The 17,268-nt window shown below is 72.9% G+C and carries 15 protein-coding genes; 10 read left to right on the top strand and 5 right to left on the bottom strand.

The window, feature by feature from the left end:
• Positions 1-61: 61 nt before the first annotated feature.
• The 3 genes from IT780_RS12845 to IT780_RS12835 form a co-directional block, all read right to left on the bottom strand.
• Positions 62-1,597, bottom strand: coding sequence for a GGDEF domain-containing protein (locus tag IT780_RS12845; protein ID WP_199511724.1), 1,536 nt, complete (start codon positions 1,595-1,597; stop codon positions 62-64).
• 101 nt (positions 1,598-1,698) lie between these two features.
• The gene (gene meaB, locus IT780_RS12840) at positions 1,699-2,691 is read right to left on the bottom strand and encodes a methylmalonyl Co-A mutase-associated GTPase MeaB (protein ID WP_199511723.1); all 993 of its coding nucleotides are present in this window, start codon (positions 2,689-2,691) and stop codon (positions 1,699-1,701) included.
• Positions 2,688-3,872 (bottom strand): acetyl-CoA C-acetyltransferase, encoded by a 1,185-nt coding sequence (locus tag IT780_RS12835; protein WP_199511722.1) that lies wholly within the window; start codon positions 3,870-3,872, stop codon positions 2,688-2,690. Before IT780_RS12835 ends, meaB begins: the two co-directional genes overlap by 4 nt.
• Positions 3,873-4,041: 169 nt before the next feature.
• Between IT780_RS12835 and mce the strand changes: the two genes are divergently transcribed.
• The 6 genes from mce (at position 4,042) to IT780_RS12805 (ending at position 11,024) form a co-directional block, all read left to right on the top strand.
• Positions 4,042-4,485: a methylmalonyl-CoA epimerase gene (mce, locus tag IT780_RS12830; protein WP_199511721.1), complete on the top strand. Its 444-nt coding sequence runs from the start codon at positions 4,042-4,044 to the stop codon at positions 4,483-4,485.
• A gap of 296 nt (positions 4,486-4,781) precedes the next feature.
• A complete protein-coding gene (locus IT780_RS12825) occupies positions 4,782-6,101 on the top strand; it encodes a DivIVA domain-containing protein (RefSeq protein WP_199511720.1) in 1,320 nt (439 codons plus the stop codon).
• 266 nt (positions 6,102-6,367) lie between these two features.
• Complete coding sequence (locus IT780_RS12820) at positions 6,368-7,966, top strand: Laminin subunit beta-1 (RefSeq protein WP_199511719.1); 1,599 nt, start codon at positions 6,368-6,370, stop codon at positions 7,964-7,966.
• Between the two features lie 228 nt (positions 7,967-8,194).
• A complete protein-coding gene (locus IT780_RS12815) occupies positions 8,195-9,418 on the top strand; it encodes an AI-2E family transporter (protein ID WP_199511944.1) in 1,224 nt (407 codons plus the stop codon).
• Between the two features lie 144 nt (positions 9,419-9,562).
• Positions 9,563-9,925 carry an STAS domain-containing protein gene (locus IT780_RS12810; RefSeq protein WP_199511718.1) on the top strand — a complete coding sequence of 121 codons (363 nt, stop codon included), beginning with the start codon at positions 9,563-9,565 and terminating at the stop codon, positions 9,923-9,925.
• Between the two features lie 82 nt (positions 9,926-10,007).
• Entirely contained in the window at positions 10,008-11,024 is a 1,017-nt protein-coding gene (locus IT780_RS12805) for a LuxR C-terminal-related transcriptional regulator (RefSeq protein WP_307831159.1), read from the top strand.
• Here the strand turns inward: IT780_RS12805 and IT780_RS12800 are convergent.
• Positions 11,021-11,830, bottom strand: coding sequence for an alpha/beta hydrolase (locus tag IT780_RS12800; RefSeq protein ID WP_199511717.1), 810 nt, complete (start codon positions 11,828-11,830; stop codon positions 11,021-11,023). The two genes, IT780_RS12805 and IT780_RS12800, sit on opposite strands and share 4 nt — an antisense overlap.
• Positions 11,831-11,841: 11 nt before the next feature.
• Positions 11,842-12,168: an Rv1322 family protein gene (locus tag IT780_RS12795; RefSeq protein WP_504739620.1), complete on the bottom strand. Its 327-nt coding sequence runs from the start codon at positions 12,166-12,168 to the stop codon at positions 11,842-11,844.
• A gap of 55 nt (positions 12,169-12,223) precedes the next feature.
• On the opposite strand from IT780_RS12795, the gene IT780_RS12790 reads away from it, so the two are divergent.
• The 4 genes from IT780_RS12790 (at position 12,224) to IT780_RS12775 (ending at position 17,268) form a co-directional block, all read left to right on the top strand.
• Positions 12,224-13,717 carry an aldehyde dehydrogenase family protein gene (locus IT780_RS12790; protein WP_199511716.1) on the top strand — a complete coding sequence of 498 codons (1,494 nt, stop codon included), beginning with the start codon at positions 12,224-12,226 and terminating at the stop codon, positions 13,715-13,717.
• 22 nt (positions 13,718-13,739) lie between these two features.
• Positions 13,740-14,378, top strand: a complete 639-nt coding sequence (locus IT780_RS12785) for an ABC transporter ATP-binding protein (RefSeq protein WP_199511715.1) — start codon at positions 13,740-13,742, stop codon at positions 14,376-14,378.
• Positions 14,375-15,877 (top strand): DUF6297 family protein, encoded by a 1,503-nt coding sequence (locus tag IT780_RS12780; protein WP_199511714.1) that lies wholly within the window; start codon positions 14,375-14,377, stop codon positions 15,875-15,877. Before IT780_RS12785 ends, IT780_RS12780 begins: the two co-directional genes overlap by 4 nt.
• Before the next feature lie 98 nt (positions 15,878-15,975).
• Positions 15,976-17,268, top strand: coding sequence for an RICIN domain-containing protein (locus IT780_RS12775; RefSeq protein ID WP_199511713.1), 1,293 nt, complete (start codon positions 15,976-15,978; stop codon positions 17,266-17,268).

Genomic DNA, 17,268 nt, shown 5'->3' with positions numbered 1-17,268 from the left:
CCAGCGGGAACGCGTCGTCAACCCTGGCGGAAAAGACGAGTTACTCCTTGCCGCACCAATATCACTGACGGTTACCGGTGGGCAGGTGGCGCCGGTGCTCCTTGGTGGCGTACATCGCCATGTCGGCCGCGTGCAGCAGGCTGTCCGGGTCCTGCCCGCCGTCGCGCCCGACGGCCATGCCGATGCTCGCGCTCAGCGGCACCTCCACCGCGCCGACCCGGGCGGTTCCCCGCAACGCCCGGGCGAGGTCGTCGGCCACCTGCCGGCGCCGGTCGTCCGAGACGTCCAGGATCAGCACGGCGAACTCGTCGCCGCCGAGGCGGGCCACCGTGTCGCCGGCGCGGACGCAGCCCCGCAGCCGCCGGCCGACCTCGATGAGCAGCCGGTCGCCGGTGGCGTGCCCGTGCGCGTCGTTGACCGGCTTGAAGTCGTCCAGGTCGATGAGGAACACCGTGACCGGGCCGGCCGCCAGCCCGTCGGCCAGCCGCTGCATGAACAGGCCGCGGTTGGCGAGCTTGGTGAGCGCGTCGTGGTAGGCCATCTCGGTGAGCTGGGCGGTCAGCTCGTCGCGTTCCCGCAGCAGCTCCGCGATGTGCCGGAACGCCGCCACCTGCCGGGCGACGACCAGCGCGGTGGTCACGTTGGCCCCCGCCACCACCACCCAGGCCCGCAGGTCCAGCCCGTGCAGCGCCAGGACGGCGGCGGCGAGCAGCCAGACGGCCGCCATGGCCGCGTACGGCAGCAGGCTGTACGGCCGCTTCGCACCCCGTGGAGCCGGCGGTGGACCGGCCCGCACCGACCGTTCCTGGATCCGCGCGCCGATCGCGATCAGGCCGCAGACCAGTACATTCCCCGCGAACAGCCAGGTCATGGTGGCGGGCGCGACGTAGTACGGGACCGGCACGGCCTGCAGCAGCGCCTGCAACCCGGCGGCGGTGCCGCTCAGGATTCCGGCGGTCCGCACGAACGCCGGCTGACGGCCCAGCACGATCTTCACGACGGCGAAGACGGCGACCAGGAACAGGCCGGGCTGGACGAGCATGAGGGTCGCCGTGTCCAGGAACCAGCCGGCGTCCCGCGGACCCGGTGGAAGCTCGAGGACCCACAGCCCGAACGTGGTCGCCGCCGCCATCACCGTGGCTCCGTCGATGCGCATCCGTAAGCGTTGGGCGGCGCCCATGTCGCCCATCGGATAGCGCAGCAGACCGACGACGATCAAGGCCATGGCGAGCGCGAGGGAGCCGTACTGGAAGTCTGAGCCGATCGCCGCGCCTACGGACAGGGGGTCGCGCAGCACGAAGCCCACCTGCACGACGTTGCCGAGCACCAGCACCGCGCCGGCCACCGAGAACAGCCGCCACATGGCGCGCCCGGCGGCGCCCCTCGGGTCCGAGGACGCCGGGTGACCCGACACCCGCCAGGCCGACACGGCGAAGGGCACCTGCACCGCGATCATCAGCAACCAGAACGCCGTGACGTGGGCAGCAGTCGGACCCGCACCGGAACCGAAGCCGACCACCGTGGCCACGAGCAGGAAGACGAGGGCGACGAGCAACGGATCGGCCCGCCGAAGGCGCGCGAGAGGCCGCCGCACCATGGCCACCTCGATCCCGGTCCTGCTACCCGCCGGAGCGCGGGATGCCGATTCCTCCCATCGGCGCTGCGGCGGCCGGGTTGAGGCGCACAGCTGTGAATCCCCTATGTATTCGTCCCGAGCTCGGACAGCAGGGCTTCGGCGGCCGCGTACGGATCCAGCTCGCCGTCCGCCACCTGGGCGGCCAGCTTGCTGAGGGCCGTACCCTCGCGGAGGTTGCCCATGCGCGCACGCAGCGTGCCGAGCGCGATCGCCTCGACCTCGACGGCGGCCCGCTTCTCGTGCACGGCCCGCAGCGTGCCGGACTTCTCCAGCCACGCCCGGTGCTTCTCGATGGCCGCCACCACGTCGTCGATGCCCTCGCCCCGGACCGCGGTGGCCCGCACGACCTGCGGCCGCCAGTCACCGGCACCGCGCTCGCCGAGGCTCAGCATTCCCTGCATGTCGCGGTACGTGGCGTCCGCGCCGGGCCGGTCGGCCTTGTTGACCACGAAGACGTCGGCGATCTCCAGGATGCCCGCCTTCACGGCCTGGATGGCGTCGCCCATCCCGGGCGCGAGCAGCACCAGCGTGGTGTCGGCCAGCGAGGCGATCTCCACCTCGGCCTGGCCGACACCGACCGTCTCCACCAGCACCACGTCACACCCGGCGCCCTCCAGGACGCGGACGGCCTGCGGCGTGGCGGCCGACAGCCCGCCCAGCTGACCCCGGCTCGACATGGACCGGATGTACACGCCGGGATCGGTGGTGTGCTCCTGCATGCGGACGCGGTCGCCCAGGATCGCGCCGCCGGTGAACGGGCTGGACGGGTCGACCGCGAGCACCCCGACCCGGCGGCCGGCCGTACGCAGGGCGCGCACCAGCTCGTTCGTGGTGGTCGACTTGCCGACCCCGGGTGAGCCGGTGAGGCCGACGACCTGGGCGCGGCCGGCGTACGGCGCAAGGGCGGCGGCGACCTCGGCGAGCTTCGGGTCGCCGTCCTCGACCATGCTGATCAGGCGCGCGACGGACCTCGGGTCGCCCTCACGCGCCCGCGCGACGAGCGTCGGGACGTCCCGGCGCCTGGCCCCCTTGGACGCCGCAGCGCCCTCGCTCATGCCGCGGGCACCTTGATGATCAGAGCGTCACCCTGCCCGCCGCCGCCGCACAGGCCGGCCGCGCCGACGCCGCCGCCGCGGCGCTGGAGCTCCAGCGCGAGGGTCAGCACCAGCCGGGCGCCGGACATGCCGATCGGGTGACCGAGCGCGATCGCGCCGCCGTTGACGTTGACGATGTCCTCGTTGACCTTCAGCTCACGCATCGAGTGGATCACGACCTGCGCGAACGCCTCGTTCATCTCGATCAGGTCGAGGTCGGCGACGGTCAGGCCCTCCTTGGCCAGCGCGTGCTTGATCGCGTTGGCCGGCTGGGCCTGCAGCGAGCTGTCCGGCCCCGCGACGTTGCCGTGCGCGCCGACCTCGGCGAGCCAGGTCAGACCGAGCTCCTCCGCCTTCGTCCGGCTCATCACCACGACGGCCGCGGCGCCATCCGAGATCGGGGACGCGCTGCCCGCGGTGATGGTGCCGTCCTTCGCGAACGCCGGGCGCAGCTTGCCCAGCGACTCGGCGGTGGCGTCGGGGCGTACCCCCTCGTCGGTGTCGACCACCTCGTCGACCCCGCGCAGCCCGGCCTTGACCGGGACGATCTCGTCGGCGAAGTGCCCGTTGCGCTGGGCGGCGGCGGCCCGCTGGTGGCTGAGCGCGGCGAACGCGTCCTGCTCCGCGCGCGAGATGCCGAGGTCCTTGCCGCTGCGCTCGGTCGACTCACCCATGGAGATGCCGTCCCACGGGTCCATCAGGCCGTCGTACGCGGTGTGGTCGCGCACCAGGATGTCGCCGTACTTCTTGCCCTGCCGCTGACCCAGCATCAGGTGCGGCGCGTTGGTCATCGACTCCATGCCGCCGGCCACCACGATGTCGAACTCGCCGGCGCGGATCAGCTGGTCGGCCAGCGCGATCGCGTCGAGGCCGGAGAGGCACACCTTGTTGACGGTCACCGCCGGCGTGGACATCGGGATGCCCGCGGCGACCGCGGCCTGCCGAGCGGTGATCTGCCCGGCACCCGCCTGCAGCACCTGGCCCATGATCACGTACTGGACCTGCTCCGGGCGTACCCCGCCGCGCTCGAGCGCCGCGGCGATCGCGTAACCGCCGAGGGCGGTGGCCGGAACGTTCTTGAGGTTGCCGAGGAGGCGGCCCATCGGGGTACGGGCGCCGCTGACGATCACCGAACTGGTCACGGGAGCTTCGCTTTCGGGTGGCGTGGTCGCTTCAAGTGGCGTTGTCCGGGGGCACGACTGTGCCCTCATGGGACCGGCCGTGACGCCTGAACGATGGTTAGGTCAGACTAGCCGGATGACGGTTACGTCACCCAGCGGGGACGAGAGCGAGAATGTCACACTCTCCGACATGGAATCCTTGCCGCCGGTAGGCCTCCTGCGCGTCGATCACGTGGGGATCGCCGTCGCCGACCTCGACGAGGCCATCGCCTTCTACGACCGCGCCTTCGGCATGCGCTGCGTGCACGAGGAGACGAACGAGGAACAAGGCGTCCGCGAGGCCATGATCGCCGCCGGTCCCGACGGTGAGGGCGCCCGCATCCAGCTGCTCGCGCCGCTGCGACCCGACTCGGCGATCGCGAAGTTCCTGGACCGCAACGGGCCGGGGCTCCAGCAGCTGGCGTACACGGTGCGCGACGTCGAGGAGGCCTCGGCCGCGTTGCGCGCTCGCGGGCTGCGGCTGCTCTACGACGAGCCGCGGCGGGGCACGGCGGGGTCGCGGATCAACTTCGTGCACCCGAAGGACGCCGGCGGGGTGCTCGTCGAGCTGGTGGAGCCCAGCCGGCCCGCCTGACCGCGCGCGTCGCCTGTTTCGTACGCCTTGCGGGTGAATAGTCCCCACGCAATGGCTGCGTACTGGCAGGATCGAGGCCATCGAGGAGCGCCGCACGCCCCCCGTGTGAGACGATCTTCCGCACCTTGGCTGCACAGCAGGTAGCGGCGTGGCGACGCTGCGCGGGCGGCCCCTTAGGGGGTGCTGGCCGAACGGCCGACGAGGGCTCGACAGCCAGGTCGAAGGTGATCTTAGGCCGGAATACCCGGCCCGTACGCTCTTGCGTAGCCCCCTGGGGGGTCTGCCAGTATGTCGCAATGCCCCAGCAGCAGGATGCCAATCTCGCGTTCTTCGAAACCGCAAACTCGCAGCACGACTTCACTGTTGTCCTGCGTGGATACGACCGCGGGCAGGTGGACGCCCACCTCGGCCGGCTGGTCGCCGCCCTGAACCAGTCCGAGCAGGCCCGCGGCGAGGCCGAGCAGCGGATGAACGACGCGCAGCGCCGGCTGCGGCAGGCCGAGCAGCGCCTGAACGCGCTCGAGCAGAAGCTCGCGGACAGCAACAAGCTGCTCGAGGAGAACAATCGGCCGACCCTGTCCGGGCTGGGCACCCGGGTGGAGCAGATCCTGCGGCTGGCCGAGGAGCAGGCGAACGACCACCGTAGCGAGGCCAAGCGGGAGTCCGAGGGCATCCTCTCCGCGGCGCGGCTCGAGGCGCGTGAGATCACGGACAAGGCTCGTGCCGAGGCGGCCGCCATGAAGGCGACGGCGGAGCGCGAGGCGGGGCAGGTCCGGACGCACGCCGAGCGCGAGGCCGCCGAGGCCCGGGTGCAGGCCCGGCGCGAGGCCGACACGCTGCGCTCCGACGCCGACCGCGAGACCAAGCAGCTGCGTACGGTCACCGCGCACGAGGTCGCCGAGCTGAAGTCGACCGTCGAGCGGGAGGTGGCCTCGCTGCGGGCGACCGCCGAGCGGGAGATCACCCAGCTGCGCGCCAAGGCGGCCCGGGAGGCCGAGGAGAAGCGCGCCGAGGCGACCAAGATGCTGACCGACGCCCGGGACAAGCGCGACAAGGACCTGCAGGCCCTCGCGCTGGAGATCGCCGAGCGCCGGGAGAAGGCCGAGCGCGAGGAGTCCGAGCGGCACGCCGCCCAGGTCAACGCGACGCAGAAGATGGTGTCCGAGGCCGAGGAGCGCGCCCGCGCCGCCGAGGACCGCGCCAAGGAGATCGAGCAGCGCGCCGAGACCCGCCGCGTCGAGTCCGAGCGGCACGCGGTCGAGACCGTGGAGAAGGCCCGCGCCCACGCGGACAAGACCGTCACCGAGGCGCGCAGCGAGGCACAGCGCCTGCTGAGCGATGCGCGCACGGAGGCTGAGCTCACCACGCAGGCCGCCCGCCGCGAGGTCGAGGACCTCACCCGTCAGAAGGACGCCGTCACCAACCAGCTCGGCCAGATGTTGTCCGGTCTCTCCGGCCTGGTCCCCACGGTCGGCGGTGCCGCGGCCAAGGCGGTCGAGACGGTGCAGGCCCAGGCCAAGGGCGCCGAGGCCGCCGCACCGGAAGCCCCGGCGCAGCGTGCCGCCGAGGACGGCGCGGACGCGGACAAGCCGGAAGTTGCGGCGAAGACGAGCTGAGTTTTTCACCACTCGGTCCCCGGTTGCGCCACCCCGGGCGGTGCGCAACGGTTAAGGGACCGGGCCGGCTGTGCGAAGACGTGTGAGCGGGCCGTACCGGAGCACCTCCGGTACGGCCCGCTGGTTTTCCCCGCGTAGCCTGAGCACGGACAAATGCTCCACCCGTTTCGGGCGGGTGGGTGGAAACCACGACCAGACGCACAGTCCCGGCCAGGCCGGTGTGTATCGGCCCGTCACGGGACGAGGCGTATGTGAGGATGGACAGCATGTCGCACGGCGGTGAAATCTTCGGCCTCGGCGGGGAGACCCCTCCGGAGCCCAGCTTCGAGACCGCCCTGCGGGGTTACGAGAAGAAACAGGTCGAGCGCTACGTCGCCCGCGCGGAGACGGAGATCGCCACGCTGATCAGCGAGCGCGACAGCGCCCAGCTGCAGAACCAGGCGATGATGGGCCAGCTCGACCGGCTGCAGCAGGAGCTGGCGCAGGCCCGCCGCAACCCTGGTGTCGGCGCCGAGGTGTCCTTCCGCCACCTGGGCCCCAAGGTCGAGGAGATCCTCGCCAAGGCCGAGGAAGTCGCCGCGGACATCAAGAGCTCGGCCACCGACGACATCGCCGCCCGCCTCGCCGAGGCCGAGCGCATCCGCGCCGAGGCCGAAGCGCACGCGCACAACGGCATCCGCGACTTCGAGATCGCCCTCGCCGCCCGCCGGGCCGAGGAGGAGAAGGTCGACGCCGCCCGCCGCGCCGCCGCCGAGAAGGCCGTCGCCGCGACCCGCCAGGGTGCCGAGCAGATGCGCGCCGAGGCGGAAGCGATCCTCTCCCGCGCCCGCGCCGAGGCCCAGCAGCTCAGCGAGCGCACCGCCCAGGAGACGCAGCGGATCCGCTCCGAGGCCGACGGCTACGCCAAGTCCACGCGGGTCCAGGCCGACCAGGAGATCAAGGCGCTGCGCGACAAGGCCCAGCAGGAGATCGCCCAGCTGCGCGCCGAGGCGGACCGGCAGCTCAAGGAGCTCCGCGCCACCGTCGAGCGCGAGGTCGGCGAGCGCCGCCAGGAGGTCGTCCAGGAGCTCGGCCAGATGCGCGCCGCCGCCGAGAAGCAGTGCGCCGACCTGCGCAGCGAGGCCGACAAGTACGCCGAGGAGGTCCTGCGCCGCTCCGACGAGCAGGCCACCGCGGTCCGCAAGGAGATCGCCGGCCACCAGGAGAAGGCGGCCGTGGCCGCCCGCGACCTCGAGGCGGCCCAGGCCAAGGTCACCGCGGCGGAGAAGAGGCTCGCCGACGCCGAGGAGCAGGCCCGTTCCGCCGAGCGCGAGGCGGACCGCGTCCAGCAGCGACTGGCCGAGGTGCAGCGCGAACTCGAGACCGAACTCCAGCACGTGGCGGAGGCCAAGCGCGCGGGTGAGGCCGCCCAGCGCCACGCCACCGACGTACGCCGCCAGGTGCAGAAGGAGGCCAAGCGCGTCGCCGAGCTGGCCGCGGCGGCTGTGCTCGCGGCGGCGGCCTCGCCCGACGACGAGGACGACGCCCCGGACACCGCACGCGCGGCGACTCCGGCTCCCGCCCCGGCCACGCCGAACCCGGCCCAGGCCAGGCCGAACCCGGCCCAGGCCACGTCGAACCCAGCCCAGGCCGCGGCGGCTCCGGCCGCCGGAAGCGCGACCGCTGCCCCGGCCGGCGGCAACGCCGCCGCACCGGCCACCGGGACCGCGACGGTGGCGCCGCAGGCTTCCCCGGTCGCCGCGGCCGGCCAGCCGCAGGACAAGGCGGGCCCGGCACCGGCCGCGACCCCGGCGAAGGTCACCGCCTCCGCCAAGGTGACCTCCCGCCCGTCCTCCACCACCCGCGTCGGCGCCGACGCCGACTGACCAGCGGACACGCCGCCCGGCGGGTGGCGGGTCATACGGCCCGACCGATACATTGCCCGCCGGGATCTCCGGTCGCCGCGTGGGTGACCTCCCCGGACGCGAGTGGAGGTAACGGTGACGGCTGACGAGCCCCGTCCCGACGAGGTTCCCGCGACGCCGGTCCCCGCACCCGCCACGGACGCGACGCGCGCCGTCGACCCGGACCCGGTGCCGGCGGATGCACCGGGCATGACGGCGGCGGCGCCCGGTGCCGTGGCCCGCGATCCGGAAAGCAGCGCGGCTGCCGCGCGCACCTCAGAAAGCAGCACGCCGGAGGGCGGCCCGGCCGCCACGGGCAGCGCCCGCACGTCAGAGGGCGGCGCCGGCAGGCTGGGGGACGCGGCGGCTGCGGAGCTCGTCAGCGGCGATTTCGGGGCGCCCGGTCCCCCGCTGAACCGGCGCAACCCGTTCCTCATCGGCCTGCTGGGCGGGCTCGGCGTGCTGGTCGCGTACGGGATCTTCCTGGGCCTGCGCAACGCCGCCTCGATCCTCGTGCTGATCTTCGTGGCGATGTTCCTGGCGATCGGGCTGAACCCGGCGATCGTGCGGCTGCGCAGCTGGGGCCTGCCCCGCTGGCTGGCCGTCACCGTGGTCTCGCTGACCGTCGTGCTGCTGCTGTGCGGGGGTGTCGTCGCGCTCATCCCGCCGCTGGTCACCCAGACCGGTGAGCTGGTCGGGAACCTGCCGGGCTACATCCAGAGCCTGCAGCGCAATCAGACGATCAACGACCTGGTCGAGCGGTACGACATCGCGACGAAGCTGGGCAGCGCACTCAACCCGGGTACGGTCACGAACGCGCTCGGCGGAGTGGTCGGCGGCGCGAAGCTGCTGTTCGGCACGATCTTCAACGTCCTGACCGTGCTGGTGCTGACCATCTACTTCATGGCCGCGTTCGAGCGGATCAAGGAGGCGGCGTACGGGCTGGTCCCGGCGTCGCGGCGGCACCGGGTGCGGCTGCTGACCGACGAGATCCTGACGAAGGTCGGCGCGTACATGGTGGGTGCGCTGGCCATCGCCGTGCTGGCCGGCATCTCCACCTGGGTGTTCGCCATGATCCTGGGGCTGGGTTATCCGTTCGCGCTGGCCGTGGTGGTGGCGGTGTGCGACCTCATCCCGCAGATCGGCGCGACGCTGGGCGCGGTCATCGTGAGCCTGGTCGGCTTCGCGGACTCGCTGCCGCACGGCATCGCCTGCCTCGTGTTCTTCATCATCTACCAGCAGGTGGAGAACTACCTGATCTACCCGAACGTGATGCGCCGCTCGGTGAAGGTCAGCGACGTGGCCGCGGTGACCGCCGCCCTGCTGGGCGTCGGCCTGTTCGGCGTGATCGGCGCGCTGATCGCCATCCCGCTGGTGGCGGCGATCCAGCTGATCGTCCGGGAAGTGGTCAACCCCAGCATGGAGACGAAGTGAGCTGAGGCGCCCGCCGCTCGTTCTCGGCATTTCTTCCGATGTGCCGGCCCCTGCCGTGCTGGCAGGCTCGGGGAACTCTGGTCGTAAGGAGTTCGCCGAGTCTTCCTGGAAAATGCCCCGGCCGGGAGCCGTCATCACTTCCTCGTGCTCGCCCTGTCCGGCCGCCCCGGCGTGGTCACGGTGAGCCTGTGCGGAGAGCTCGATCACGCGGTCGCCCCGGAGCTCTCGTCGCAGGCGAACGCGATGCCGGTCCGGAGCGGGACCGTACGGGTGAGGCTGGACCTCTCCGGGCTCACGTTCGTCGACGTGGCCGGCGCCCGGGCGGTGATCGCGCTGTACGCGGAATGGGCCGCGCGCGGCTACGACGTCGCGCTCATCGCCGACAGCCCCGTTCTGACCGAGATGCTCGGCCTCATGGGCTGCCGGGGCGCCTGGCTCAGGCTCACCGCCGCGTGGACGCCACGTCCGGTCCCCCTGGGGGCCGGCCTGCGTCACCCGCGGCGGTGACGAGCGTCGCCGGGGTCCGGAACAGGCACTACGCTCGGGCCGTCGCTCGGAGGTTGGTGGGTCCCGGGACGGTGATGGTGGCGTGGCACCGGTCGATCCGGAAGGCACGGTGGCGCAGATCGCCGCCGTGGCGGCTGTCGGCGGCGCGGCCGAGGAGCGCGCGCTGGCCCTCCTGGAGCCGTTGCGCCGGGTGTACCGCTTCGACGCGGCTCTGATCTCGCTCTTCGATGCCGAGCGGCGGGTGCAGGTGCCGGTCGCGCGGCGCGGCTACGAGCCGATCCATCAGTACCTCGACAGCAGCACCTTCGTCGACGAGATAGAGCGCGCCTCCCTCCTGCGCGCCGCACGCCCGATGCGGGTGAAGGATCTGCCGGTGGCCCCGATGGAGCTGCCCACGTGGGCCGAGCATCTGCAGCCGGCGGGGTTCCGCGAGGGCCTCGGCGCGGGGCTGATCACACCCGACGGCCGCTGTCTCGGGCTGCTGTGGTTCAAAAGCGGCGATGTCACGCCGGCGAGCGACGAGGCGTGCGCGCTGCTGCAGCGGGTGCTGCCGCTGATCGCCGCCGCGCTCGACCCCCTGCGGTCCGTCCGCACGATCGCCGGCATCGTCGGGGAGGCCGACGCCGCCGCTGTCCTGACCCGTTCCGGGCGGATAGAGCCCCTGCCGGGGCGCGCCGGCCATCCGGTGGTTCACCCCGGGTCCGCCGTGGCGGACGTCGCCGCCGCCCGGCTGGAACGTGACGGCGCCTGCACGTCGTTCCTGTATCCGGTGGACGCCGGCATCCGCACCGGCGAGCTGGTGCGGGTCACCGCACTGTCGTGCGCCGCCGTCGCGCCCGGCACCTTCCGTGCCGTGCTCCTGGTGGCCACCGCCCCGCCGCTGCACGGGCTCACGCGGCGCGAGCTGGAGGTGCTGGGCGGGCTGGTGGAGGGCTGGTCCAACGCCCGCATCGCGGCCGCCCTGTTCGTCAGCCCGCGTACGGTGATCTCCCACGTCGAGCACGTGATGGCGAAGCTCGACGCCGGCTCCCGCACGATGGCCGCCATGCGCGCCGCCCGGCAGGGGCTGTACCTCCCGGTGGAGCTCTACCGGGGTTAGGGCGTGTCCTGGGCGAGCGGCTTCGGGACGGGGACGTCCGAGAAGGCGGCGACGGTACGGTCGGCGTACGCGTTCATGTCGCCCGACTCCATCGGCCCGTCCCATTCGCGCGGCAGCGGCACCGGCACGCCGGGGGCGACCCGGCGCACGATCTCGTCGAGGACCTTCTCGGCGTCGCCGACCCACAGGTGCTTGGCGCCCGGGACGCCGACCACCTCGGCCTGCGGGATCGCCTGGAACCGTTCGACGGCCTCGGCGGGACGCAGGTAGTCGTCGAACTCGGGGACGAGCGCGGTCACCGGTTTCCCGTCCGCCGCCCAGGCCGCCAGGTGCTCGGGCCCGGAGAAGCGCAGGGGCGGGGAGAGCAGGATCGCGCCGCTGATGCCCGGGTCGAGGCCGTGCATCAGCGTGAGGTCGGTGCCGAACGACCAGCCGACGAGCCAGATGTCCGGGAGGTCGTGGAACTCGGCGTACTCGATCGCGGCGGCGACGTCGTACTTCTCGTCGACCGCGCCGGAGAAGGTGCCCTCGCTGGTGCCGCGCACGCTGGAGGTGCCGCGGGTGTTGAACCGCAGGACGGCCAGGCCGGCGAGGGCGGGCAGGCGCCAGGCGGCCTTACGGAAGACGTGGCTGTCCATCATGCCGCCGTGGGTGGGCAGCGGGTGCAGGCAGACCAGCGTGGCGACCGGGTCGCGGTCGAGCGGGCGGGCCAGCTCACCGACCAGCCGCAGGCCGTCGGCGGTGTGCAGCTCGATGTCCTCCCGGTGTGCGGGAAGGATGGAGTTGGCTCGAATCGCAGCGGTCACGCTGACCATCCTTACCCATAGCGGGGCGCGTTCCGCGAGCGCTCCACGGCCGGGCCGCGCCGGTCGCGCGCCCGCCAGCATCCGGTGTGCCAGTGTCGGCGGTCGGAGGCGTCACCGCGCTCGTCCGCGGGCCACGCGACAATGTGCGCGACGCCGGGACGGATGTCCTGCAGGCAGCCCGGGCAGCGGTACGTCTTGACGGCGGCCCCGCCGAAGATCGAGCGGACCATCCACTCGCCGTCCTGGTACTGCTGGACGCCCTCGACGCCCCGGCGTACGCGCTCGTCCGGCATGAACGAGGTCGCGTCGCGGCGGGCACGATTCCGGCGGGGGCTCACAGATCAAGCGTACGTGTGAGGCGCGTAACGCCGAACGCGACTTAGACTCGCGTTCATGACGGCTACGCGTACTCCCGGCATGCCCGTGGTCGAGGACGGCGTCCTCATCTCGACCAGCCCCGCGACCGGCGCCGAGGCAGGGCGCGTACCCATCTCCGGCCCGGACGACGTCGCGTCGGCCGTCCGGAGGGCCCGCGCGGCCGGCGCCTGGTGGGCGGCCCTGGGATTCGACGAGCGCAGGACCCGGCTGTTGCGGTGGCGGGCGCTGCTCGCCGAGCGCATCGACGAGCTGGCCGAGCTCACCCACACCGAGACGGGCAAGCCGCCGGCCGACGCGATCGTGGAGGCCGCCGCCGCGATCGAGCACATCGACTGGGCCGCGCGCAACGCCAAGCGGGTGCTCGGGCCGCGCCGGACGAAGATGCGGCTGCTGCTGGCTGAGCACTCCGGGCACCTGGAGTACCAGCCGTACGGGGTCGTCGGCGTCATCGGCCCCTGGAACTACCCGATCCTCACGCCGCTCGGCCCGATCTCCGGGGCGCTCGCGGCCGGCAACGCCGTCGTGCTCAAGCCGAGCGAGTACACGCCCGTGGTGGGTCAGTGGATCGTCGACACGTTCGCGGAGGTCGTACCGGAGCAGCCGGTGCTGCAGGTGGTGCACGGGCTCGGCGACGTCGGCGCCGCGCTGTGCCGGGCGGGGATCGGCAAGCTGGCCTTCACCGGCTCCACCGCCACCGCGAAGAAGGTCATGGCCGCCTGTGCGGAGACCCTGACCCCGGTGCTCATCGAGGCGGGCGGCAAGGACGCGCTGATCGTCGACGCCGACGCGGACGTGAGCGCCGCGGCCGAGGCCGCCGTGTGGGGCGGCATGACGAACGCCGGGCAGACCTGCATCGGCATCGAGCGGGTGTACGCCGTGGCGCCCGTCTACGACGCGTTCGTGGAGGCCGTGGTGGCCAAGGCGGGCAAGCTCAAGCTCGGTGAGGACATCGGCCCGATGACGATGCCCGGTCAGCTCGACGTGGTCCGGCGACACATCGACGGCGCCCTCGCCTCGGGCGGCCGCGCGGTCCTGGGCGGCGCCGGCGCGGTGCAGCCGCCCAGCGTGGCGCCGACCGTGCTGGTCGACGTACCCGAGGAATCGGCGGCGATCCGGGAGGAGACGTTCGGTCCCACGCTGACCATCACCAAGGTCACGGACGCCGACGAGGCCGTGCGGCGGGCGAACGCGCTGCCGTACGGCCTGGGCGGCGCGGTCTTCGGCAAGGCGAACGGCGTGCGGATCGCCCGGCGGCTGAAGGCCGGCATGGTCGCGGTGAACTCGACGCTGACCTTCGTCGGCATGGCCACGCTGCCGTTCGGCGGCGTCGGCGACTCGGGCTTCGGCCGCATCCACGGCGACGACGGGCTGCGCGAGTTCGGCGTGCCCAAGTCGATCACCGTACGCCGGGGGCCGTCGCTGCTGCCCTCGATGACGTTCGAGCGCACCCCCGCGCAGGTGCGGCGCATCGTCAAGGCGGTGAAGCTCCTGTACGGCCGCCGCCCCTGACCCTCTTTGCTAGCGTCAGCCGGTGGATCATTCCGCGATCGAGGTCCGCGGCCTGTCGGTGAGCTACGGCTCCACGCCCGTGCTGGTCGATGTCGACCTGACCGTGCCGATCGGGGCCGGCGTCTGCATCACCGGCGAGAACGGCATCGGCAAGTCCACGCTGCTGCGCTGCATCACCAGCCTGCAGCGGCCCGACGGCGGTGAGGTCGAGGTCTTCGGCGGGCCGCCCGGCTCCACGCCGGAGTTCTGGCGCGCCGTGGCGACCACCGTCGAGCCGCCGACCTGGTATCCCGGGCTGACCGCGCGCGAGCACGCCGAGCTGGTGTGCCGCGCGCACGGGCTCGGCCCGCAGGACGCGGGCATCGACGAGGCGCTCGGCCGCTTCGGCCTCACGTCGCACGCGGACGCGATCCCGCCGTCGCTGTCGTCGGGGCAGAAGCAGCGGCTGACGCTCGCGCTCACCCTGCTGCGCCCGAGCCGCCTGCTGATCCTGGACGAGCCCGAGCAGCGCCTCGACCCGGAGGGCCGCGCGAGCGTGGCCGCGATGCTGGCGGCGTACCTCGAGGACGGGGGCACGGTCCTGATCGCGAGCCACGACGAGGTCTTCGCGGCCGCGGCGGGCACCTCGGTGGTCGGCATGGCCGACCTGCACACCCCATGACCGAGCGGACCGACGTCGCGGCGGTGCGGCGGTGGGTACGCCGGACCCGGTCGGCGCATCGCGAGCGCGGTGAGACGCTCGGGAACTTCTACTTCGCGGTGCTGTTCGTGGTGATCGTCGGCGGGATGCTGCACCGGCAGCTGGCGGCGGTCTTCTGGCCGGGCGCGCCGAACGTCTCGGAGCTGGCCGCGTACTCGCTGGCGGCGGCGCTCGCCGGCGGCCTCTATCTGGCGCTGCGCCGCCTGGGCCCGCTCGCGCTCAGCCGGCCGGCCGCGTCGTGGCTGCTCACTGCCCCGGTCAGCCGGCGCCGGCTGCTGCTGCCGTCGCTGGGGCTCGCGGTCACCGCCGCCGCGGCCGCGGGCGCGCTGGGCGCCTTCGCGATCGTCGGGCACGTCGCCGCACGGCCGGTGCCGGCCGAGGTCTTCGCTTCGCTGCCGGCCGGTGGCGCGCTGCTCGGCGGCGCTCTGATGCTGACCGCGCTGGGCGCGCAGGGCGAGCGGCGGTGGTCGTCCTGGTCAGACGATGCGGCGTACCTCCTGCTCGCGGCGGGGCTGGCCGGGCTCGTCGCGGACTCCGCCCTGGCCGCGCCGCGCGCGCCCGCCGGGTGGCCCGCGGCCTGGGTCGTGGCCCCGGCGGCGGGCGCGCTGGCGGTGGTCGTGCTCGCGTTCTTCCTGCTGGCGGTACGCGGTCTCGCCGGTACGCCCAACGACCGCATCCTGGAGGCGTCCCGCACAGCCGGAACGTTCGCGGACTCGGCGTTCGGGGTGGAACCGTCCTTCGTCACGGAGATGGTCGAGCGGCGCTACTGGGCCCGCCGCCGGCTGCGGTCGCTGCGGCTGCCGGAGCGGCTCCCGGTCCTCGTGGCCCAGGACCTGCTGATGGTGCGGCGGCGGCCACGGCGGCTGCTGTGGCTGGCCGGGGGCGCGGCGCTGCCGTCGCTGCTGGCGCACGCTCCCGGCTGGGTGCTCGCGGTCGCGCTGCTGGCCGGCGGCATGGTCGCCGCCGGCGTCACGACCGCGAGCGTCCGCACCGACGCGGGAAACCCCTGGATGCTGCGGATGCTCGGACTGAGCTCGCGGACGGCGATCCTGCACCGGCTCCTGGTCCCCGGCGTCCTCGCCGCCCTCTGGTACACCGCCGCGCTGATCCTGCTCGACGTCCTCGGCGACCTGCCCCCGGGCCCGTGGTGGGCGCTGGGGGTGGCCCTCGGCCCGGTGGGAGCGGTCGCCGCCGTCCGCAAGGCGCGTACGGGCTTCGTGGACAACTCGCTGCTCCCGCTGGACACGCCCATGGGGTCGATCGCGACCGGCCCGCTGCTCGCCGCCTTCGCCGGGGTGGACGTGCTGATCCTCGGCCTGCCGACGATCGTGCAGCTGGCCCAGGGCGGCCCGCTGTCCTGGACCGGCGTGATCGTCCAGGCCGCCGTGGCCGGCTTCGGGGCGCGCGCCTACCTCAGCGGCACGACGGCGGCCGACCGGGTGGAGCTGAGCGCCCACTAGACCACTGGAAACTGGATTAACTATTATCTTGTGGCGGCGGACATCGATGACCGAGGATGAAGGCCCCCTTCGGATCTCATCCCCGAGAAGAGTCCTTCATGCCCAGAGGTCTGCTCAAACGCGCCCTTACCGGCGCATTGGCGCTGGTCACAGGCGTTGCTGTCGCGGCCGTCCCCGCCGCGCCGGCCGCCGCGGCCGACCCGTTCAAGGTGCTCGCCTTCTACAACGGCACCTGGGACGACGCGCACATCGACTTCGACGCCGAAGCCCGCGACTGGTTCCCCCGCCTCGGCGCGGCCAACGGCTTCACCTGGGAGGCGACCACCGACTGGAGCCGCCTCAGCCCGTCCGGCCTGACCGGATACAAGGTGATCATGTTCCTGGACGACGGGCCGCCGGCCGACCGCCGGGCCGCCTTCCAGCAGTACATGCAGAACGGCGGCGCGTGGATGGGCTTCCACGTGAGCGCCTGGACCGACAACGCCGACGCCTGGAGCTGGTACCACAACACGTTCCTGGGCACCGGGAACTTCGCCACCAACACGTGGGGCCCGACCGCCGAGACCTATCGCGTCGAGGACCCGTCCCACCCGACGATGGCCGGGCTCCCCGCCACCTTCCCGAGCTCGGTCAGCGAGTGGTACTCCTGGAGCCGCGACCTGCGGCAGAACCCCGACATCGACATCCTCGCGTCGATCGACACCTCCAGCTTCCCGGTCGGCACCGACCCCAACCAGCAGTGGCGCAGCGGCTTCTACCCCCTGCTCTGGACCAACCGCAACTACAAGATGCTGTACGCCAACTTCGGCCACAACGCCATGAACTACGAGACGAAGACCCGCCTGTCGTCCACGTTCGCCTCCGCGCAGCAGAACCAGTGGCTGGTCAACGGCATCAAGTGGCTGGCCGGCGTCACCGGTGACACCCCGCCCCCGCCCCCGCCCCCGCCCACCGGCGACCCGATCGACCCGGCCCGGTGGTATTCCGTGACCAACGCCAACAGCGGCAAGTGCGTCGACGCGCGGGCCGCCGGCACGGTCAACGGCACCGCCATCCAGCAGTACACCTGCAACGGATCGAACGCCCAGCAGTACCAGTTCGCGGCGACGAGCGGTGGCTTCGTCCGCGTCGCGACCCGCGGGAACGTCGCCCAGGTCCTGGACGTCAAGGACGTCTCCAGCGCCGACAACGCGCCGATCCAGACCTGGGCCTACGGCGGCGGCGCCAACCAGCAGTGGCAGCCGGTGGCCGAGCCGGCCGGCACCTACCACTTCGTCAACCGCAACAGCGGCAAGTGCCTCGACGTCCCGGCGGCGGCCACCGCCGACGGCGTCCAGCTGGTCCAGTACACCTGCAACGGAACCGCGGCCCAGAGCTTCCGGCTGCGGTGA

Source organism: Nucisporomicrobium flavum, assembly GCF_016464385.1.
GTDB classification, from domain to species: domain Bacteria; phylum Actinomycetota; class Actinomycetes; order Mycobacteriales; family Micromonosporaceae; genus Actinoplanes; species Actinoplanes flavus_A.
This window is presented reverse-complemented; position numbering and strand designations above follow the sequence as displayed.